17 protein-coding genes are annotated in these 17,955 nt (G+C 71.4%); 10 read left to right on the forward strand and 7 right to left on the reverse strand.

The genetic code is table 11. The features are described 5' to 3' along the window. Positions 1-78 precede the first annotated feature (78 nt). The 6 genes from OHA34_RS17560 (at position 79) to OHA34_RS17585 (ending at position 6,193) form a co-directional block, all read left to right on the forward strand. The gene (locus OHA34_RS17560; protein ID WP_329522227.1) at positions 79-951 is read left to right on the forward strand and encodes a class I SAM-dependent methyltransferase; all 873 of its coding nucleotides are present in this window, start codon (positions 79-81) and stop codon (positions 949-951) included. 310 nt (positions 952-1,261) lie between these two features. Beyond that, positions 1,262-2,512 carry an extracellular solute-binding protein gene (locus tag OHA34_RS17565; protein WP_285942257.1) on the forward strand — a complete coding sequence of 417 codons (1,251 nt, stop codon included), beginning with the start codon at positions 1,262-1,264 and terminating at the stop codon, positions 2,510-2,512. Continuing rightward, complete coding sequence (locus OHA34_RS17570) at positions 2,513-3,460, forward strand: carbohydrate ABC transporter permease (protein WP_329522228.1); 948 nt, start codon at positions 2,513-2,515, stop codon at positions 3,458-3,460. Continuing rightward, positions 3,457-4,305 carry a carbohydrate ABC transporter permease gene (locus tag OHA34_RS17575; RefSeq protein ID WP_285942259.1) on the forward strand — a complete coding sequence of 283 codons (849 nt, stop codon included), beginning with the start codon at positions 3,457-3,459 and terminating at the stop codon, positions 4,303-4,305. The genes OHA34_RS17570 and OHA34_RS17575 overlap by 4 nt, the downstream gene beginning before the upstream one ends. Before the next feature lie 689 nt (positions 4,306-4,994). After that, positions 4,995-5,129: a hypothetical protein gene (locus OHA34_RS17580; RefSeq protein WP_285942260.1), complete on the forward strand. Its 135-nt coding sequence runs from the start codon at positions 4,995-4,997 to the stop codon at positions 5,127-5,129. Continuing rightward, the gene (locus OHA34_RS17585) at positions 5,126-6,193 is read left to right on the forward strand and encodes a methyltransferase domain-containing protein (RefSeq protein ID WP_329522229.1); all 1,068 of its coding nucleotides are present in this window, start codon (positions 5,126-5,128) and stop codon (positions 6,191-6,193) included. The genes OHA34_RS17580 and OHA34_RS17585 overlap by 4 nt, the downstream gene beginning before the upstream one ends. A 46-nt stretch (positions 6,194-6,239) precedes the next feature. Here OHA34_RS17585 and OHA34_RS17590 read toward each other — a convergent pair whose 3' ends face one another. Next, on the reverse strand, positions 6,240-6,521 hold the full coding sequence (locus OHA34_RS17590; protein WP_285942262.1) for a hypothetical protein: 282 nt from the start codon (positions 6,519-6,521) through the stop codon (positions 6,240-6,242). 150 nt (positions 6,522-6,671) lie between these two features. Between OHA34_RS17590 and OHA34_RS17595 the strand changes: the two genes are divergently transcribed. Continuing rightward, complete coding sequence (locus OHA34_RS17595) at positions 6,672-7,964, forward strand: hypothetical protein (protein WP_329522230.1); 1,293 nt, start codon at positions 6,672-6,674, stop codon at positions 7,962-7,964. After that, on the forward strand, positions 7,961-8,527 hold the full coding sequence (locus tag OHA34_RS17600; protein ID WP_285942264.1) for a GNAT family N-acetyltransferase: 567 nt from the start codon (positions 7,961-7,963) through the stop codon (positions 8,525-8,527). The genes OHA34_RS17595 and OHA34_RS17600 overlap by 4 nt, the downstream gene beginning before the upstream one ends. A 175-nt stretch (positions 8,528-8,702) precedes the next feature. Here the strand turns inward: OHA34_RS17600 and OHA34_RS17605 are convergent, their stop codons facing one another. Further along, complete coding sequence (locus OHA34_RS17605; RefSeq protein ID WP_285942265.1) at positions 8,703-10,595, reverse strand: ABC transporter ATP-binding protein; 1,893 nt, start codon at positions 10,593-10,595, stop codon at positions 8,703-8,705. Positions 10,596-10,781: 186 nt separating this feature from the next. Here OHA34_RS17605 and OHA34_RS17610 point away from each other — a divergent pair, with 186 nt between their 5' ends. Further along, positions 10,782-11,942: an aminotransferase class V-fold PLP-dependent enzyme gene (locus OHA34_RS17610; RefSeq protein WP_329522231.1), complete on the forward strand. Its 1,161-nt coding sequence runs from the start codon at positions 10,782-10,784 to the stop codon at positions 11,940-11,942. A gap of 18 nt (positions 11,943-11,960) precedes the next feature. On the opposite strand, the gene OHA34_RS17615 is transcribed toward OHA34_RS17610, so the two are convergent. The 5 genes from OHA34_RS17615 to OHA34_RS17635 form a co-directional block, all read right to left on the reverse strand. After that, positions 11,961-13,106: a serine hydrolase domain-containing protein gene (locus OHA34_RS17615; protein WP_329522232.1), complete on the reverse strand. Its 1,146-nt coding sequence runs from the start codon at positions 13,104-13,106 to the stop codon at positions 11,961-11,963. A 72-nt stretch (positions 13,107-13,178) separates the two neighbouring features. Then, on the reverse strand, positions 13,179-13,574 hold the full coding sequence (locus tag OHA34_RS17620) for a hypothetical protein (RefSeq protein ID WP_285942268.1): 396 nt from the start codon (positions 13,572-13,574) through the stop codon (positions 13,179-13,181). Further along, positions 13,558-13,755, reverse strand: a complete 198-nt coding sequence (locus OHA34_RS17625; RefSeq protein ID WP_285942269.1) for a helix-turn-helix transcriptional regulator — start codon at positions 13,753-13,755, stop codon at positions 13,558-13,560. Before OHA34_RS17625 ends, OHA34_RS17620 begins: the two co-directional genes overlap by 17 nt. A gap of 112 nt (positions 13,756-13,867) precedes the next feature. After that, positions 13,868-14,908 carry an LCP family protein gene (locus OHA34_RS17630; RefSeq protein ID WP_285942270.1) on the reverse strand — a complete coding sequence of 347 codons (1,041 nt, stop codon included), beginning with the start codon at positions 14,906-14,908 and terminating at the stop codon, positions 13,868-13,870. 2 nt (positions 14,909-14,910) lie between these two features. After that, positions 14,911-15,528 carry an RNA polymerase sigma factor gene (locus tag OHA34_RS17635; protein ID WP_285942271.1) on the reverse strand — a complete coding sequence of 206 codons (618 nt, stop codon included), beginning with the start codon at positions 15,526-15,528 and terminating at the stop codon, positions 14,911-14,913. Positions 15,529-15,786: 258 nt separating this feature from the next. Between OHA34_RS17635 and OHA34_RS17640 the strand changes: the two genes are divergently transcribed. Continuing rightward, positions 15,787-17,940: a D-alanyl-D-alanine carboxypeptidase family protein gene (locus OHA34_RS17640; RefSeq protein ID WP_329522233.1), complete on the forward strand. Its 2,154-nt coding sequence runs from the start codon at positions 15,787-15,789 to the stop codon at positions 17,938-17,940. Positions 17,941-17,955 lie beyond the last annotated feature (15 nt).

The following is a 17,955-nucleotide window of genomic DNA, read 5'->3' on the forward strand; positions in this document are numbered from 1 at the left end:
CCTGATATGATAAAAAAAATGGCGAGTAGCCTCCAGTTCTCCCGGGAGACCGATCCCGGGGAAACGGAGGATCGGGCGATGATCGATGGACGGCCCAGCCGGACCGCCCTGTTCGCGGCGGCGGCACGGGCGGCGCACCCGGTGGTCGACGGCGAGCCACTGCTGTTCCGCGACACCCTCGCCGCGCCGCTGCTCGGGGACCTGGCGGCCGAGATGGTCGGCTACCACCGCGCGCAGGGCGACCACCCCATCCTGTCCGGCACTCGGACGCTGACGGTGACACGGTCGCACTACACCGAGCGCCGGCTCGGCGAGCTGGCCGGGCGGGGCCTCGGCCAGTACGTGATCCTCGGCGCCGGGCTGGACACCTACGCCTACCGGGCGGGCGACGGCGCGGGCGACGGCGCGCGGGGCGGCGGCCCGCGGGTCTTCGAGGCCGACCATCCCGCGACGCAGGAATGGAAGCGCGGCCTGCTGGCGGCGGCCGGGATCCCCGTCCCGGACGGGCTTACGTTCGTCCCGGTCGACTTCGAGTCGGACGAGCCCGTGCGGCGCCTGGCGGACGAGGGCTTCGACCCCGGGCGGCCCGCGCTGGTGAGCTGGCTCGGCGTCAGCGTCTACCTCACGCCGGACGCCCTGCACGCGGCGCTCGCCGAGTTCGGCCGGCTCGCCCCCGGCAGCGAGCTGATCATGGAGTACCTCCTGCCGCCGGCCCTGCGCGACGAGGCCGGCGCCGCCTACGCGGACTTCTCCGGCCGGGCGGTGTCCGATCTCGACGAGCCGCACCGGACCTTCCTCGCCCCGGCGGAGGTCGCCGACGCCATGGCGGCCCACGGCCTGAAGGTGGTCGAGGACGTCGGGACGCGGGAGGCCGTCCCCGCCCCGTCCTGGCGGAGATCTGACGCGCTGTGCCCGTTCGACTTCGCTCGATTGGTCAGGGCGACTATCTAGATAGGACCGTTCAGCGGACGGCCGAAATCTTCACATGAAAGGCCCTCCGACCAGACCAGTCCAGCGTGGCAACCGGACCAGAACAGCCCCGCAAAACCCGTCGGTAACGGTTAAGACTCGTGCGGAATGCAGCCCTTGAACTGGTACGGACCAGTTGCCTATCTTCAGGGCCACGCGCGTTCGTGCTCACTGAGCAATCGCACCGCGCACGTTCTTTCATGTGCGATCGCGGGAGCCCGGACGCGCGGACCGAACACGGCACGGACGCCCGGACGCGCCCGTGCGTGCGAGCCGGAGAAGGCGGGGAACGATGAAACGGCACCTCATGGGCGCCATCGCCGCGGGCCTGACAGTGGCCCTCAGCGTGAGCGGCTGCGGCAAGGGGAGCTCGTCGAAGGGCGACGGCTCCGACGGCAAGACGATCAAGTTCGTCGCGGCGATCTACAGCGACAACACCGAGCCGTACTGGCAGGCTCTGATCAAGGACTTCGAGGCCAAGAACGCCGGCTACAAGGTGCAGCTGGAGATGGTCGACTGGGCCCAGATGGACGCCAAGGTCAAGACCTACGTCCAGACCAAGCAGGTCCCCGACCTGCTCAACTACAACGCCTTCTCCGACTTCGCCCGGGACGGCCTGATCTACAAGGCGTCCGAGGTGGTCTCGCCGCAGGTGCTGAGCGACTTCAGCCCGACCTTCGTCGACCAGGCCAAGTACAGCGGCGAGCAGTACGCGCTGCCGTTCATCTCCAGCGCCCGGCTGCTGTTCTACAACAAGGCCCTGTTCAAGAAGGCCGGCATCGCCGACCCGCCCAAGACCTGGGCGGACGTCAAGACCGACGCCGAGAAGGTCAAGAAGTCCGGCCAGATCGGCTACGGCCTGCCGCTCGGACCCGAGGAGGCCCAGGCCGAGTTCTACTCCTGGGCGATGAACAACGGCGGCGACTGGGTGGACGGCTCCGGCAAGTGGGCCATCAACCAGCCGGCCAACATCGAGACGCTGGCCTTCCTCAAGGACCTCAACAAGTCCGGGCTGACCCAGCCCAACCCGGAGACCACCGACCGCAAGACGGTCTTCAACCAGTTCGCCCAGGGCAAGATCGGGATGTCCATCGGCGGCCCCTTCACCAAGGCCAGCTTCATCGACCCGGCCAAGAAGAACATCGACTTCGGCGTCGCGCCGCTGCCGACCAAGGCCGGCGGCGACCCGAGCACGCTCGGCGTGATGGACGTGCTCGCCTCGTTCAAGAAGGACGGCGGCAAGAACAAGGAGGCCGTCACCAAGTTCCTCGACTTCTTCTACCAGAAGGACAACACCGCCAAGTTCCTCACCAAGGAGGGCTTCCTCCCGGTGACCAAGTCGGCGAACGACCTCCTCAGCGCCGACCCGTACATGAAGCAGTTCGTGGACGCGCTGCCGACCTCCAAGTTCGCCCCGACCGGCAACCCGGCGTGGACCGCCGTGGCGGGCGCGGTCAAGCAGAGCCTCGGCACCTCGGTGGCGGACGGCGACCCGAAGAAGGTTCTGGACGAGATCCAGAAGACGGCCGAGAAGAGCGGCTGAGTGCACGACGTCAAGCCCGGGGTGCGGGATCTCGGGGCCCCGGCCCCGAGGTCCCGCCCCTCCGCCGCGCGGCGGGCCGGCCGCGCGCTGGCCCCCTTGCTGTGGCTCGGCCCGGCCCTCGTCCTCATCGCCGTGGTGGTGCTGTGGCCGGTCGTGGAGATGGTCCGCACCTCGCTGCTGAAGATCAGCTCGTCCGGCGTCACCCTCGGCTCCACCGGCTCGCGCAACTACCTCGACCTCTTTGACGAGACCGACCTGATCCCGGTGGTGCTGCGCACCCTGCTGTGGGTGGCCGGCGTCGTGGCGATCACGATGGTGCTCTCGCTGGCGCTCGGCCAGCTCCTGAACGCCCGCTTCCCCGGCCGCCGGCTGGTGCGCTGGACGGTCATCGTGCCGTGGGCGGCGTCGGTGCTGATGACCGCGCTGGTCTGGAAGTGGATGCTCGACAACTACTCCGGGCTGGTCAACCGGCTGCTGCTGGACCTGCACGTGATCGACCATCCGGTGAACTGGCTGGCCCATCCGGGCCAGGCGATGCTGTGGATGATGTGGGTGGCGGTGTTCGTCTCGCTGCCGTTCACCTCGTTCGTCATCCTGGCCGGGCTCCAGACGATCCCCGGCGAGGTGTACGAGGCGGCGCGGGTCGACGGCGCCGGGACGCTGCGCACCTACTTCGGCATCACGCTGCCGCTGTTGCGCCCGTCGGTGCTGATCGCCTCCATCGTCAACGTGATCAACGTGTTCAACTCGTTCCCGATCATCTGGACGATGACCCAGGGCGGTCCCGGGCACGCCACCGACACCACCACCACCTTCATGTACAAGATCGCCTTCTTCGACCAGAACGTCGGCGAGTCCGCCGCCATGGCCGTGGTCAACTTCGTGCTGATCCTGGTGATGGTGCTGCTCTACCTGCGCGCCTCGCGCTGGCGGGAGGAGATCCGATGACCCGGACGCCCGCGGGCCGCCGCCCGCCGCGGCTGCGCACCGTCCTGCTGACCGGCGCCGGCTGGCTGGTCGGCCTGGTGTTCCTGCTGCCGTACCTCCAGATGGGCCTGACCGCCCTCAAGTCCGGGGACGAGCTGAACGAGTCGCCGGGCAGCTACCTTCCGCACAGCTGGCAGTGGTCCAACTTCGTCGACGTGTGGTCGGACGCGCCGATCTGGAAGAACATCCAGGTCTCGCTCCTGGTGGCCGCCGTCGCGACACTGGTGACCCTGCTGTGCGCGCTGCCCGCCGCCTACTACACCGCCCGCAACCGGTTCCGCGGCCGGAACGCGTTCCTGCTGCTGGTGCTGGTCACCCAGATGTTCGCGCCGACCGCGCTGGTGATCGGCATCTACCGGGAGATGGTCGCGCTCAACCTGACCGACACGCTGATGGCGCTGATCCTGGTGAACGCGGCGTTCAACCTGCCGTTCTGCGTCTGGATCCTGCACGGCTACTTCTCCAGCATCCCCAAGGAACTGGAGGAGGCCGCGTTCCTCGACGGCGCGGGCCGGATCGGCGCGCTCACCCGGGTGACGCTCCCCATCTCGATGCCGGGCGTGGTGACGGCGGTCGTCTACACCTTCATCTCGGCATGGAACGAGTACATCGTCGCGCTCACCGTGACGGCCTCGCCCGACCGGCGCCCCCTCACGGTGGCGATCCCGTCCTTCGTGACGCAGTACCAGGAGCACTGGCAGTACCTGTTCGCCACCTCGCTGATCGGGATCGTCCCCGTGGTGATCCTGTTCATCTTCATCGAGCGCTTCCTGATCGGCGGCCTCACCGCCGGCTCCATCAAGTGATCCCGTCGCCGTCCCCCACCGGGGGGCGGCGGCACCCACGACCGCCCGACCCCGACCGTCGGTCACACCACGCGAACGGTCGGCGTCCTAGGCATAGAACTCGGGCGGGTCGGCGGCGGCTCTCGGCTCGACCATCGTGACCGTCCTGTGCGACTTGGAGTCTCTGTTCGGTCACGTCCAGTGAAGTCATGACGGATGCCACAACGACAGGGGAGGATCGGAGGAGGAACAGGGGAGGGTATCTCCTCCCCCCTGCGAGGAGGTGCATCGCAGTGTTCACCGCCGACCGCAAGGCCATAGCCGCGACGTCACCCGCCCGGCTCCCCGCGGCGCCCGCGGGCACGACCGACTAGTCCGCCACAACGCCGACGAGCACGACCTCCAGTCCGCCGTCGGGGAGTCCGGAGAGATCGCCGCGTGGTGCCTCAATAACAGTGACCGGCTGGCCGGGTCCCGTGCCATCACACGAGGCGATGCTGATCTCCCGCCTCGCGCGCTGGCGCAGGGCGAGGAGCGCGAGCGCACGGCCCACAACGACCTGGTGCATCTACTGCTGGACCACCAGGGCGACCCGTAGACCCCTTCGGGCGGGCGGCGTTCCCGAGCGAGTCACAACACCCCGCGCCCTGTCCGCCCGGAGGTTCCAAGCGTGGCATCCGGCCGCGCCGGCATCGTGGAGGAGTACGGCAATGGGCAAGCATGGCGACAAGGACAATCCGAAGGACGACCCCAAGGGCGGCGACGGCAGCAGTCCCCAGGGCGGCAAGCGTGGCAGCGGTGGGGACGACGGCGGCAACAAGGGGGACGGGAAGAGTCCCAAGTGATCGAATCTGTTCCTCGGCATCTGTTCGTCCCTGATCGCGCGTTGGCGATGCCGGACAGCGACGAACCGAACCATCCGATCGATCGGGAGGCGCGGCCGGAGGAGTGGCGGGCAGCGGTGGACTCCAACACCGCGATCATCACCCAGTTCGATGACGGGGCTGAGGGCGGCGCCGGCCTGTTCAGCTCGTCGTGCTCTGCTCCGGCCACCGTGCGGGACTTCCTGTCCGCGCTGGACCTGCGAGATCGTGACCGGGTCCTGGAAATCGGGACCGGGACGGGCTGGACGGCCGCTCTGATCTCGCATCGAGTCGGGTCCGAGAACGTGACCAGCATCGAGATCGATCCGGAGGTACTGGCCCAGGCAGAGAAGAACCTGAAACAGGCCGGCTACCTTCCCCGCCTGGTCCAAGGGGACGGGACGGCCGGCCAACCTGACGGAGCCCCCTACGACCGTGTTCATGTGGCCTGCGGAGTCTCCGAAGTTCCCCATGCATGGGTGGAGCAGGCCCGGCCGGGCGGGGTGATCGTGCTTCCGTGGAATCCCCTGTACGGCAACGGTCACCTGGCACGCCTGACCGTGGCCGGAAACGGCACTGCGCTGGGCCGGTTCCCTGAGTTCGCCAACTACATGATGGCCAGAGGGCAGAGGATCGCCGGACGGTCCGTCTCCTCCTACACGGAAGGTACCGAGCCGGCCCGCAGCACGACCGAGCTCGATCCCCGCACCGTCGCGTGGGACTCCTACGGAGCGGACATCGCCATCGGGACTCTTGTCCCCGGTGTGGAGAAGCGGATGTGCGCCGCAGATGACGACTCTGGGGAGTGGACGTTGTGGCTCCTGGAGCCCGGCTCCGGTTCCTGGGCATCGGTGGACTACGAACCGGGCCGCGCAGCGTTCACGGTGGAGCAATGGGGAGACCGCCACCTGTGGCACGAGGCAGCGGCGGCTTACCTTCAATGGGTCGACTGGGGAAGCCCGTCCCAGGACCGCTTCGGCATGACCGTGGCCTCAGAAGGCCAAACGATCTGGCTCGACTCCCCGGACAACCCCATCAACCCCTGAAAGGGTGGGACTCTGGCCCCTGTCGCTTCGTGCGGCAGGGGCTTCGTCACCTGGCCCCGACCAGACCGGACTCACCGTCTGTCCAGACGACGGAGCCGGACGCCCCGTCCCGCCGGGCGACTCCGACGACGCCGAGCGTGACGTAGTCGCCGCTCACCGCGCCGACCTGAACGCGGCGGACGAGCCCAGACGTGTCCGGGGGGGCGTCGGCGAGGACCTCGTTCACGTGGTTGACCGCCCGGCCCCGGTCATCGGTCACACCGCCCGCGCGGTCGGCGTCCCAGGCATAGAACTCGGGCGGGTCGGCGGAGGCTCTCGGCTTGAACATCGTGACCGTCCTATGTGACGTGGAGTTCTGATCTGGTGACGTCCAGTGAACTTGTGGCGCGCGTCACGCCGCCAGGGGAGCATTGCGGGTGACCGGGACGGAGACTTTCGCGTCTCCGCCCCACGGGCGATCAGCGAATGGTGCACGCCGATGACCGACCATCGACCGCTGTGGGCGAAGAGATTGCAGGCCGAGCGCGAGGCGCGCGGGTCTCAGCCGACCGGATGGAGCAAGAGAGAGATGGCCCGGCAGTTGCTGCGTGCAGCCGGACACGAGCACGGATCTGTGGACAACCTCGCCCGGCAGATCCGAGACTGGGAGCGTGGCCTGCACTTCCCGCGCGACTGGGCCGATGCGTACGCCAGAGCGTTCGGCCTGGCCCGAGGTGACCTTTTCCCCGAGGGTGAGGGCGACGAGGTGAAACGCCGCACCATGCTCAGTCTCATCGCTGCCGCCGCTGTGGCGGGGCCTCTCGGCCGCGACGCCGAGCCGTTGCGCACCGCGCTGGACGACGCTATCCGCGCAGAGCCGACCGACCGGGACGCAGACGTCTGGGAGCGTGTGGCGTTCGACTACTCCCACGAGGTCGGTGCCACGCCGAGCGCACTGCTCCTGCCGGAACTCCTCACCGACTTCACCGAGATCAGTGCCTTGATCGGCAGCTCGGCGGGCCATGCCCGGCAACGCCTCGTGCACGCGGCTGCCCAGATGGCAGCCCTCACCGCCATCACGTTGATCAACCTCGGTGAGCAGCGCAGCGCCCGCCGCTGGTGGCGGACCGCCGGTCGTGCCGCAGACGAGTCCGGCGACCAATTCGCCGCGTCCCTAGTCCGTGGACGGCAGGCAGTCTTCTCCCTGTATGGCGACGCCCCAGTCCTGTCGACCCTGGACGTCGCGGACGAGGCAATCCATGTCGGCCGCGGTATTTCCAGTGCCGGAACCGCCAGCGGCCACGCGGCCAAGGCTCAGGCACTCGCCCAACTCGGTCGCTACGAAGAGGCGACCAGGGCGCTGGCCGACCTGGAGGATGTCTTCGCGCGGCTGCCCGACCGGGTCCGCGACGACCGCGCGTCTCAATGGGGATGGTCCGAGCAGCGGCTCCACCACGTCGCCAGCCACGTCCACACGTTTGCCGGTGACGCCGAGAAGGCGGGTCACGCACAAGACCTCGCCATTGCTCTTTACCCCGAACGCAACTATCAGGGCCGCACCCAGATCGAACTGCACCGCGCGGGCGGTCTGCTTCGCGCCGGTGACGCCGACGAGGGCGCGCGGCACATGGTTCGGGTTCTTCAAGGGCTCCCGGCCGAACTCAAGGGGGACGGGCTGCTGCGCCGGACCGCGCTGGCCTCGCTCGGCCTGGCACGTCCCGCCGACAGCGGACGCACGGCGGTCCGCGACGCGTACGAACTTCTCGCACCAACGACCTTGGGAGAGCAATGACGCCGCGCATCACCTTCACCCGGCACGACTCGGGCTCGGCGGAGCAGAGCCTCATGAGCGTGATCGTGCCGCTGTACGAGGCCAGCCACGCCGACGTCATCGCCGATCCCTTCTACTCCAGCGACCGGTTCGCCGAGCGCGTCCGCGGCTACATGAAGGCACCCGGGTTCGAGATCATCGTCGCGTACGTGGACGACGTTCCCGTGGGGCAGGCGTTCGGGTACGCGCTGCCCGTCGGCGCGCGGTGGTGGGAGGGCCTCACCACGGCCGTGCCGAGCGGCTTCACGGCGGAGACCGGGGACCGGACGTTCGCGTTCAACGAGCTCATGATCGTCCCGGCCTGGCAGCGCCGGGGCGTGGCGCACGCGCTCCACGACAAGCTGCTGAACGGCCGGGACGAGGAGCGTGCCACGCTCCTCGTACGCGAGGACAACGACTCCGCGCAGGCCGCGTACGCCCGGTGGGGGTGGAAGAAGATCGGGAAACTCAGGCCCTTCGCCGATGCCCCGGACTTCGACGCGATGATCTTCGACCTCGCGGCGGCGGCCGGGCCCGGGGCTTAGGGCCTGTCTCAGAGTGCCTCGGCCGTCGCGTGAGCGCGTTACCTGGCCGGTGGGGCGAAGCCGGAGGCGAGCCCCACCGGCCAGATCGCGAAGCGATGTCGCGCTCGCCCAAGCACGGTCGGCGTCCGAGCCGCCAGGCGAGGATGCCGGGCCGGGCGTTTGGAAACACAGCCGGTCAGCCGACGGGCTCCAGCGGGGTCTCCGACGTGGGCCGCTGGTCGAACTGGGTGCGGTGGAGTTCGGCGTAGCGGCCGTTCAGGGCGAGCAGGTCGTCGTGGGTGCCGCGCTCGACGATCCGGCCCGCCTCGATGACCAGGATCAGGTCGGCGGCGCGGACGGTGGACAGCCGGTGCGCGATCACCACGGCGGTGCGGCCTTCGAGGGCCTCGCCGAGGGCCTCCTGGACGGCCGCCTCCGAGGTGGAGTCGAGGTGCGCGGTGGCCTCGTCGAGGATCACCACACGGGGGCGGTTGAGCAGCAGGCGGGCGATGGTGAGGCGCTGCCGCTCGCCGCCGGACAGCCGGTAACCGCGCTCGCCGACGATGGTCTCCAGGCCGTCCGGCAGGCTCGCGATCAGGGTGTCGAGGCGGGCCCGGCGCAGCACGTCCCACAGGTCGTCCTCGGTGGCCTCGGGACGGGCGAGCAGCAGGTTCTCGCGGATCGACTCGTGGAACAGGTGACCGTCCTGGGTGACCATGCCGAGGGTCTCGCGGATCGACTCGAAGGTCAGATCGCGCACGTCGACGCCGCCGAGCCGGACGGCGCCCTCGTCGGCGTCGTACAGGCGGGGCAGGAGCTGGGCGATGGTGGACTTGCCCGCGCCGGACGAGCCGACCAGCGCCACCATCTGGCCGGGCTCGGCGCGGAACGAGACCTCGTGCAGTACCTGGACGCCGCCGCGGGTGTCGAGGCTCGCGACCTCTTCGAGCGAGGCCAGCGACACCTTGTCGGCGGACGGGTAGGCGAACGAGACGGCGTCGAACTCGACCGCGGCCGGTCCGTCCGGCACGGTGCCGGCGGTCTCGCGCTCGGCGACCAGCGGCTCGAGGTCGAGCACCTCGAAGACCCGCTCGAAGCTGACCAGCGCGCTCATCACCTCGACGCGGGCGCTGGCGAGCGCGGTGAGCGGCGCGTACAGCCGGGTGAGCAGGAGCGCGAGGGAGACCACCGCGCCCGCGTCGAGCTGGCCGCGCAGGGAGAAGAAGCCGCCCAGGCCGTAGACGAGGGCGAGCGCGAGCGCCGACACGACGGTGAGGGCGGTGACGAAAACGTGCTGCACCATCGCGGCGCGGACGCCGATGTCGCGGACCCGGCCGGCCCGCGCGGCGAACTCGGCGGACTCGCGGGCGGGACGGCCGAACAGCTTGACCAGCGTCGCGCCGGGTGCGGAGAACCGCTCGGTCATCTGGGTGCTCATCGCGGCGTCGTGCGCGGCGGCCTCGCGCTGGAGCCGGGCCAGCTTGCGGCCCATCCGGCGGGCGGGCAGCACGAAGACCGGCAGCAGCACCAGGGCGAGCAGAGTGATCTGCCAGGAGATCCCGACCATCACCGCGAAGGTCAGCAGCAGCGTCACCAGGTTGCTGACCACGCCGGACAGCGTGTCGCTGAACGCGCGCTGCGCGCCGATGACGTCGTTGTTGAGCCGGCTGACCAGGGCCCCGGTGCGGGTGCGGGTGAAGAACGCCACCGGCATCCGCTGCACGTGGTCGAAGACGGTGGTGCGGAGCTGGAGGATCAGGCCCTCGCCGAGCCGGGACGACAGCCAGCGGTTGGCCAGCCCGAGCGCGCCCTCGGCGAGCGCGAGGACCGCGATGACCACGGCGAGCCACACCACCGTGCCGGTGCCGGACCCGTCGACGATCGCGTCGACCACCCGGCCGGCCAGTACCGGGGTCGCGACCGCGAGGACGGCCATCAGCACGCTGAACACCAGGAACGCGGCCAGCATCCGGCGGTGCGGGCGGGCGAACCGGCCGATGCGGCGCAGCGTCGCGCGGGACAAGGGCCTGCGGTCCTGCGCGTTCATCGCGTGGTGCAACGACATCCACGCGGTCACTTCCATGTCCATCGGACCTGCCGCCCCTCGGGTAGGTGTTCCTGCTCTCGTCCGAACATCATCGGACCTCAATGAAGGTTGAGGTCAATCCCCGGTCCAGCCCGAGTGTCCCCCGCGGGTCCGACACTTTTGCCTCCCGGCCGCCCGGCGGCTTGAATGACGGCAGGACCGGCCACCGTCGAAGGGCGTCACGATCACATGGACATCGAGAAGCTGCGCGCGGACACGCCGGGCTGCGCGGGCGTCGCGCACCTCAACAACGCCGGGGCGGCGCTGCCGCCCCAGCCGGTGATCGACGCGGTCGCCGGGCACTTCGCGCTGGAGTCGTCGATCGGCGGCTACGAGGCCGCCGACCGCGGCGCCGCCGCCATCGCGCACTTCTACGACGCGGTGGCCGGGCTGATCGGCGCGCACCGCGACGAGATCGCCTATGTGGAGAACGCGACCCGCGCCTGGGACATGGCCTTCCACTCGATCCCGTTCGCGGCGGGCGACCGCATCGTCACCACCACCAGCGAGTACGCCAGCAACGCCATCGCCTACCGGCAGGTCGCCGGGGCGCGCGGCGTCCGCGTCACCGTGCTCCCCGACGACGAGCACGGCACGCTGTCCCTGGAGGCGCTCGCCGCCGAGTTGGCGCGCGGCGACGTCCGGCTGGTCTCGATCAACCACATCCCGACCTACAACGGCCTGGTCAACCCGGCCGCCGAGGTCGGCCGGCTCTGCCGCGAGACCGGCACCCTCTACCTGCTGGACGCCTGCCAGTCGGTCGGGCAGCTCGGCGTGGACGTCCGCGAGATCGGCTGCGACATGCTGTCGTCCACCGGCCGCAAGTACCTGCGCGGGCCGCGCGGCACCGGGTTCCTCTACGTGCGGCGGCAGATCGTCCAGACACTGGAGCCGCCGTTCCTCGACCTGCACTCGGCCGAGTGGACGGGCCCCGACACCTACGAGATCGCCGCCGGGGCGCGGCGGTTCGAGACCTGGGAGCGGTACGTCGCCGGGCAGATCGGGCTGGGCGTGGCCGCCGAGTACGCGGCCGGCATCGGCGTCGCGGCGATCGAGGAGCGCGTCACCGCGCTCGCCGCGTCGCTGCGGGACCGGCTCGCCGAACGCCCCGGCGTACGGCTGCTCGACCGGGGCGCCCGGCGCTCGGGCCTGGTCACGTTCACGGTGGACGGGCACGGGTCCGACGCCGTCAAGGCCGCGCTGCGCGCCGCGGGCGTCAACGTGAGCGTCACCACCGGCTCGCACTCGCGGTTCGACCCGAAGGCCGTCCCCGCCGCCGTGCGCGCGTCCGTGCACTACTACAACACCGGCGACGAACTGGGCCGCCTGCTGGACGCGCTCCCCCGCTGACCCGCCGGCGGCCCCGGCTCAGGAGCAGAGCGCCGGCGCCAGCGAGGACGCGGCGGTCTTGTAGACCTTCTCGCCCTCGTCGAAGGAGAGGTTGCCCGCGACGACGGCCGACTTCGCGCCGTCGCGGGTGCCCGCGACCAGGCTGGAGTAGCCGAACACGATGCCGTCGTGCCCCCAGGCGACCCCGCCGGGCGCGCACGGCGCCTTGATCGGCAGGATGCCGAGGCCGTATCCGAACGCCCCCGTGTCGAGCATCTGGCCCATCGCGCTCGGGGGCAGCAGCCGGCCGGCCATCAGCGCGCGCAGGAACGTCGCCTCGTCCTCGGCGGTCGAGATCACCGCGCCCGCCGTCCAGGCCCAGCTGAAGTTGTAGACCGTGGTGTCGAACCGCGTCGGGTCGGACGAGCCGTCGACCAGCGCGCGCGGCACGTAGCCCGACAGGTGGCGGCCGGCCACGTGCGTGGTGTCGCGCGGGAAGGTGGTGCCGCGCATCCCGAGCGGCCTGAAGATCCGCCGGGTCAGCTCCGCCTCGGCGCTGTGCCGGGTGACCCGCTCGATCAGCATCCCGGCCAGGACGTAGTTGGTGTTGGAGTACTCCCACTTGGTGCCGGGGACGGCGCGCGGCGCGGGGTTGGTGAGCGCCGTGCGCACCACCCGGGCGGGGGTGAACCGCTCGAAGCGGTGGTCCTTGAACGAGGACGTATCGCGCCAGAGCATCTGGTCCTGGTGCAGTCCGCTGGTCTGCTGGAGCAGGTGCCGGACGGTGATCCGCCCGTCCAGGCCGAGGCCGGGCAGCCGGGCCGCGACCTTGTCGTCCAGGCCGAGCCGCCCCTCGGCGACCAGTTGCAGGACGACGGTCGCGACCATCGTCTTGGTGTTGCTGCCGATGCGGTACCGGTCGCCGGCGCGGGCGGGACGCTTGGTCCGCAGGTCGGCGACGCCCCGCGCGGCCTCCCTCGTCCCCGCGCGCGTCTGCACGGCCACGAGCGCGCCGGGCGCCCCGGCCTTCACGACCTGTTCGGCGAGCGTCCCCGGGGAGACCGGGGCGGGCGCGGGCGCACCGGCGGGCGCGGGGGCCGCGAGCGCGGAGGTGGTGCCGAGGGTGAGCGACGCGGCGGCGAGGGCCGTGGCGATCCACCGTTTCCGCGGGATTCCGGGCAGCACGAAGCACACCTTCCTTCCGAAGGCCGTCGACCTTTTCGCAGGTCGTTGAAAAGGGTTTCGTGAGGGGCGCGGTCAGCCGCGCCGCGACAGGACGATGAGCGCGCCGGCGAAGCTGGCCCCGCCCACGCCGCAGATGACCGCCCAGGGCATCCCGTCGCCGCCCCGGGCGAGGTCGACGACGAAGCCGCCGACGCAGAAGACCGCGAGCACGCTGAACCCGAAGTCGGAGGCGCGCAGCCGCAGCGTCCGCTGGCGCTCGTCGCCCTCGTCGCCGCCCAGCAGGGCGACCGATTCGGACCGCCGGAACAGCAGCAGCACCGCGGCGTACACGACCATGATCCCGAGCAGCAGCGAGCCGAGGACCCAGTCGCCGTTCAGCCCGACGGCCAGGAACATCGCCAGGCCCCCAACCACCGAGGTCACCGGCACCAGCCAGCGACCGCCCTTCCCGTCATTCTTGGTCGACATGGAATACCTCCTCCACCGCACGCTCGAAGAAACGCGCCAAAGTGATCGCCAACGGCAGGGACGGGCTGTACCTGCCCGTCTCGATGGCGTTGACCGTCTGGCGGGAGACGCCGAGCACCTTGCCGAGATCCCCCTGGGAGAGCCCTCTGGTGAGCCGGAGCTCCCTGACGTCGTTCCGCATGTGTCAAGGGTGCTTTACATCGGCCGCCCTGTCAAGCGTCCTTTACATAGGCCGGGGCCGCCCGCGCGCTCCCCCGGTGCGCGCGGGCGGCCCCGGCCTGTCCCGCCTGCGGTCAGCCGCCCGCTTCGAACTCCGCGAACAGCCGCGAGGCGGCGGGCTGGTCCCAGGCGAGCAGGAGCGGATCGGCCCGGTCGGGGCGGCTGGGCACCACTCCGATGCGCACGTCGTCGGCGCCCGTACGGCCCAGGCTGTCCGCCAGGGAGCGGAACCCGGCCAGGTCCAGCTTCGGCGACACCTCGATTGCCCCCGCCGCGACCTTGAGGAAGGACGCGAACCGCACCGGGTTCCGGAGCTGCTCCCGCTTCGCCTGCCCGACCAGCGCGGCCATCAGCCGCTGCTGCCGCCCGACCCGGTCCAGGTCGGACCCGTCGCTCCCCGGCAGGTGGCGCGCGCGGGCGTAGGCGAGGGCCTGCGCCCCGCCCAGCAGGAGGTGCCCGGCGTGGACGCGCAGGCCCGAGTTCCGGTCGGCCAGCGCGCGCGGCATCGTGATCTCGACGCCGCCGAGCGCGTCCACCATCCGCCGGAACCCGTCGAACTCGATCACCATCGTCCGATCGACGCGCACCCCCGTCATCGCCTGCACGGTCTTGACCAGGCAAGACGTCCCGCCTGCCGCGTAGACCGCGCCGAGCCGGGCCGTCCCGGCCGCCCTGGGCCCGCCGCCTGCCGGATGGCCGCAGGCGGGGGCCCGCACCTTCGAGTCGCGGGGCAGGCTGACCACGCTCACCTTCGCGCGGTCGGCGGGCAGGTGCGCCAGCACCACGCTGTCCGCCCGCGCGGGCCCCGGACGCCGCGCGTCCGAGCCGACCAGCAGCAGGTTCATCGCCGTGCCCGCGCCCGCCGCGGGGTCCGCGTGCCGGGCCGGGTCCGCACCGCCCCCGGCGCTCAGCAGGACGGAGGGCACCAGGATGAGCGCGGCCGTGCCCGCCGCCACCGCCCCGAACAGGCCCCACCGTCCGGGACGCCGCGCGCCCCGGACGCGCACCGTCCCGGCCGCCGCGTCGGCGAGCCGCCGCCGCTGCCGGGCGAGCGAGGCGGGCGGCTCGTGCTCCAGTTCACCGCCGAGGTCGCGGAGCATTCCAAGGTCGTCCATCGCTACTCCTCCTCGTGCATCGGGTTGGTGTCCCCGAGCGCGGCGCGCACCTTGCGGCGCGCCCGGTTGAGCCGGGACCGGACGGTGCCGACAGGGACGCCGAGCGCCCGCGCGACCTCCTCGTAGGTCAGGTCACCCCACGCCACCAGCAGCAGGACGTCCAGGTCGCGCCGGGGCAGCCGGGCCAGCGCCGCGCTGAGCGCGGGCCGCGACGCCGTCGCGGTCACCCCGTTGGCGACCCGATCGGCCGGGCCCTCCACCGGGCCCTCGACGGGGCTGCGCCGCAGCGCCCGGTACCGCGCGCCCTCGGTGCGGTGGTGCCGGGACACCAGCTTGGTCGCGATCCCGAACAGCCAGGGCCTGGCGTCGCCCTGCGCGACGTCGTAGCGGTCCCTGCGGCTGAACGCGGCGAGGAACGTCTCGCCGACCAGGTCCTCGGCCGCCTCGGGCCCGAGCCTGCGCGAGACGTACCGGTAGAGCATTCCCGAATAGCGGTCGAACAGGGCGCCGAACGCCTCCGGGTCGTCCCGCGACCGTTCGATGAGCTCCGCGTCGCTCCCGGTGGCGGGGGCGTCGATGGAGAGCGCACCGGTGCCGGGCGCGGTCATCGCGGACACCATGGCATGAAGGCTGGCCTTCCCGTGGGGGCATTGTCAGCGGTGTATCTCCACTCGTCCCCGGGAGGGTTCACGCGGATGGGGTTCATGCGGATGGGGTTCACGGGGGTTCGCGGCGCCCGGCCCGTTCGCCGGCACCCCGAATGAGCATTCCCGACATAAACGCTAGATCAACGATTCAGAATGAAGGGACCTTCCCGATAGACTGCGCGTCCTTCAAGGTGCACGGGGGTCACCGGCGAGAGGCCGCACCGTCCACGCGTGGAGGCTGGAGCCGAGGAGGTCGCGCCGTTGAAGGACGCACAGCAGGAACCGGAGACGGCCGACCCGACCGAGCCCGCCGAGGAGCCGGCCGAGAAGTCGGAGAAGGCCGAGGTCCGGGAACCCGCCGAAGCCGGAACCGAGGACGAGGCTGAGGCCGAGGACGGAGCCGAAGCCGAGGACGGAGCTGGAACCGAGGTCGAGGACGAAGCCGAGGACGGAGCCGGAGCTGAGGCCGAGGCCGAGGAGCCGGAGAAGGCCGAGGAGCCGGAGGAGCCGGAGAGGACTCCGGTGCGGACGGCCGCCGGGAAGGGGACGCCCCGCGCGGCCACCGCGGAGTTCCGCGCCGTCACACTCCCGGTCGAGCCTCCTGAAGAGGAGCCGCCTCCCCCCGCGGAAGAGCCGGACCCGTACCTGACACGGCCAGACATCTCCCTCCCCCGCCTTGAGACCCTCCCGCCCGAGCCGGAGGCCGAGCCGGAGCCGGAGGCCGAGCCGGAGCCGGAACCCGAGCCGGAACCTGTACCCGAGCCGGAACCCGCGCCCCAGGTCGACGAGACGGTGACCGAGTTTCCCGCCGAGGCGCTTCCGGAACCGGCGAAGAAGGCCGCCGGGCCGTCGGCGAACTCGTCCGGGCAGTGGACCGTCTCGTGGCAGAACGCCCCCGTACCGAGTGCCAGCCCGACGGTGCAGGAGCCGATCCCGGCCCTGCCCCAGCCCGAGCCGCTCCCCCAGCCTGAGCCGCCCGTCCAACCCGAGCCGCTCCCCCGGCCCCAACCGCTGCCCCAGCCGCAGTCGTACGCTCAGCCCCAGCCGTATGCCCAACCGCAACCGCAACCGCAACCACAGCCGCAGGAGCGGCGGCTTCCTCCGCCGCCGCTGCCGGAGGCTCCACCGGCACCGCCCGTGGTGCCGCCGCAGTATCAGCACCCCATCGCGCCCAAGGCCGCGCCGAAGGGCAGGCGGGGACGGCGGGCGCTGATCACGGTGATCGCCGCGCTCGTGCTCATCGCGGGCCTGGTGACGGGTCAGCTCGTGCGGACGGTGCCCGATCCTGCGCTCGACCTCACGCTGTCCTCGTCCGCCCACACCTTCACGGGGAGCCCTCCGCGGCTGCCGCTGCCGGTGCAGGGCCAGTCCGCGATCTCCGTGGACGGGCTCGGCACGATGGGAGCGTCCGGCGGTTCGTCGCCGACCCCGACGGCCAGCGTCGCCAAGGTGATGACCGCGTACGTGTTCCTGCGCGACCATCCGCTGAAGTCCGGCGAGCCCGGTCCGGTCTTCACCGTTTCGCCCGCGGCGGCGGCCGAGATCCCGGCGCGCAGGCAGCGCGACGAGTCGCTGCTGGGGGTGACCGCGAACCAGCGGCTCACCCAGCGCAAGGCGCTCGAGGCGCTGATGCTCATCTCGGCGAACGACGTCGCGCACGAGCTGGCCCGCTGGGACTCGGGCGGCGACCAGGCGTTCGTGCAGAAGATGAACGACGCCGCGCGGTCGCTCGGCATGACCGGCACGACCTACACCGATCCGAGCGGGTACGACTCGGGCACCGTGAGCACCGCGGCCGACCAGGTCAAGCTGCTGAGCGCGGCGATCAAGACCGCCTCGTTCGGCGAGATCGTGAACAACCGCGCCTACGTTCCGAGCGACGGCGGCCCGGCGCGTCCCGGCGGCAACGCCCTGCTCGGCCAGTACGGCGTGATCGGCGGGAAGACCGGCTACACCGACGCGGCGGGCGGCAACTACGTCTTCGCCGCCCGCAAGCGGGTCGCGGGCGTCACGACGCTGGTCGTGGGCGCGGTGATGGGGCAGCGCTCGACCAGCGCCATGGCGGCCATCACGGTGGGGGCGCGTCTGGTCGCCGCCGCCGAGAACGCGCTGACCGCCGCCGAGCTGGCGCCCGCGGGCGCGCGCGTGGCGGTGGTCGACGACGGGCTCGGCGGCCGGACGCCGCTGCGCGCCGCGTCCCCGGTCACCGTGGTCGGCTGGACGGGGCTCACCGTCCCGGTCGGCGTCACGGACGACCCGCCGCACGAGGCCGGCAAGGGCGAGAAGGTCGGCGCGGTGACCGCCGGAGCGGCCCGTATCCCCCTCACCCTGGACGCCGATCTCGGCGCGCCGTCCCTGCTGCACCGCCTCATCCGCCTCGGCTGAGCCGCCCGCGCCTCC

The sequence above is a fragment of the Spirillospora sp. NBC_01491 genome, from assembly GCF_036227065.1.
GTDB lineage: Bacteria > Actinomycetota > Actinomycetes > Streptosporangiales > Streptosporangiaceae > Spirillospora > Spirillospora xylanilytica.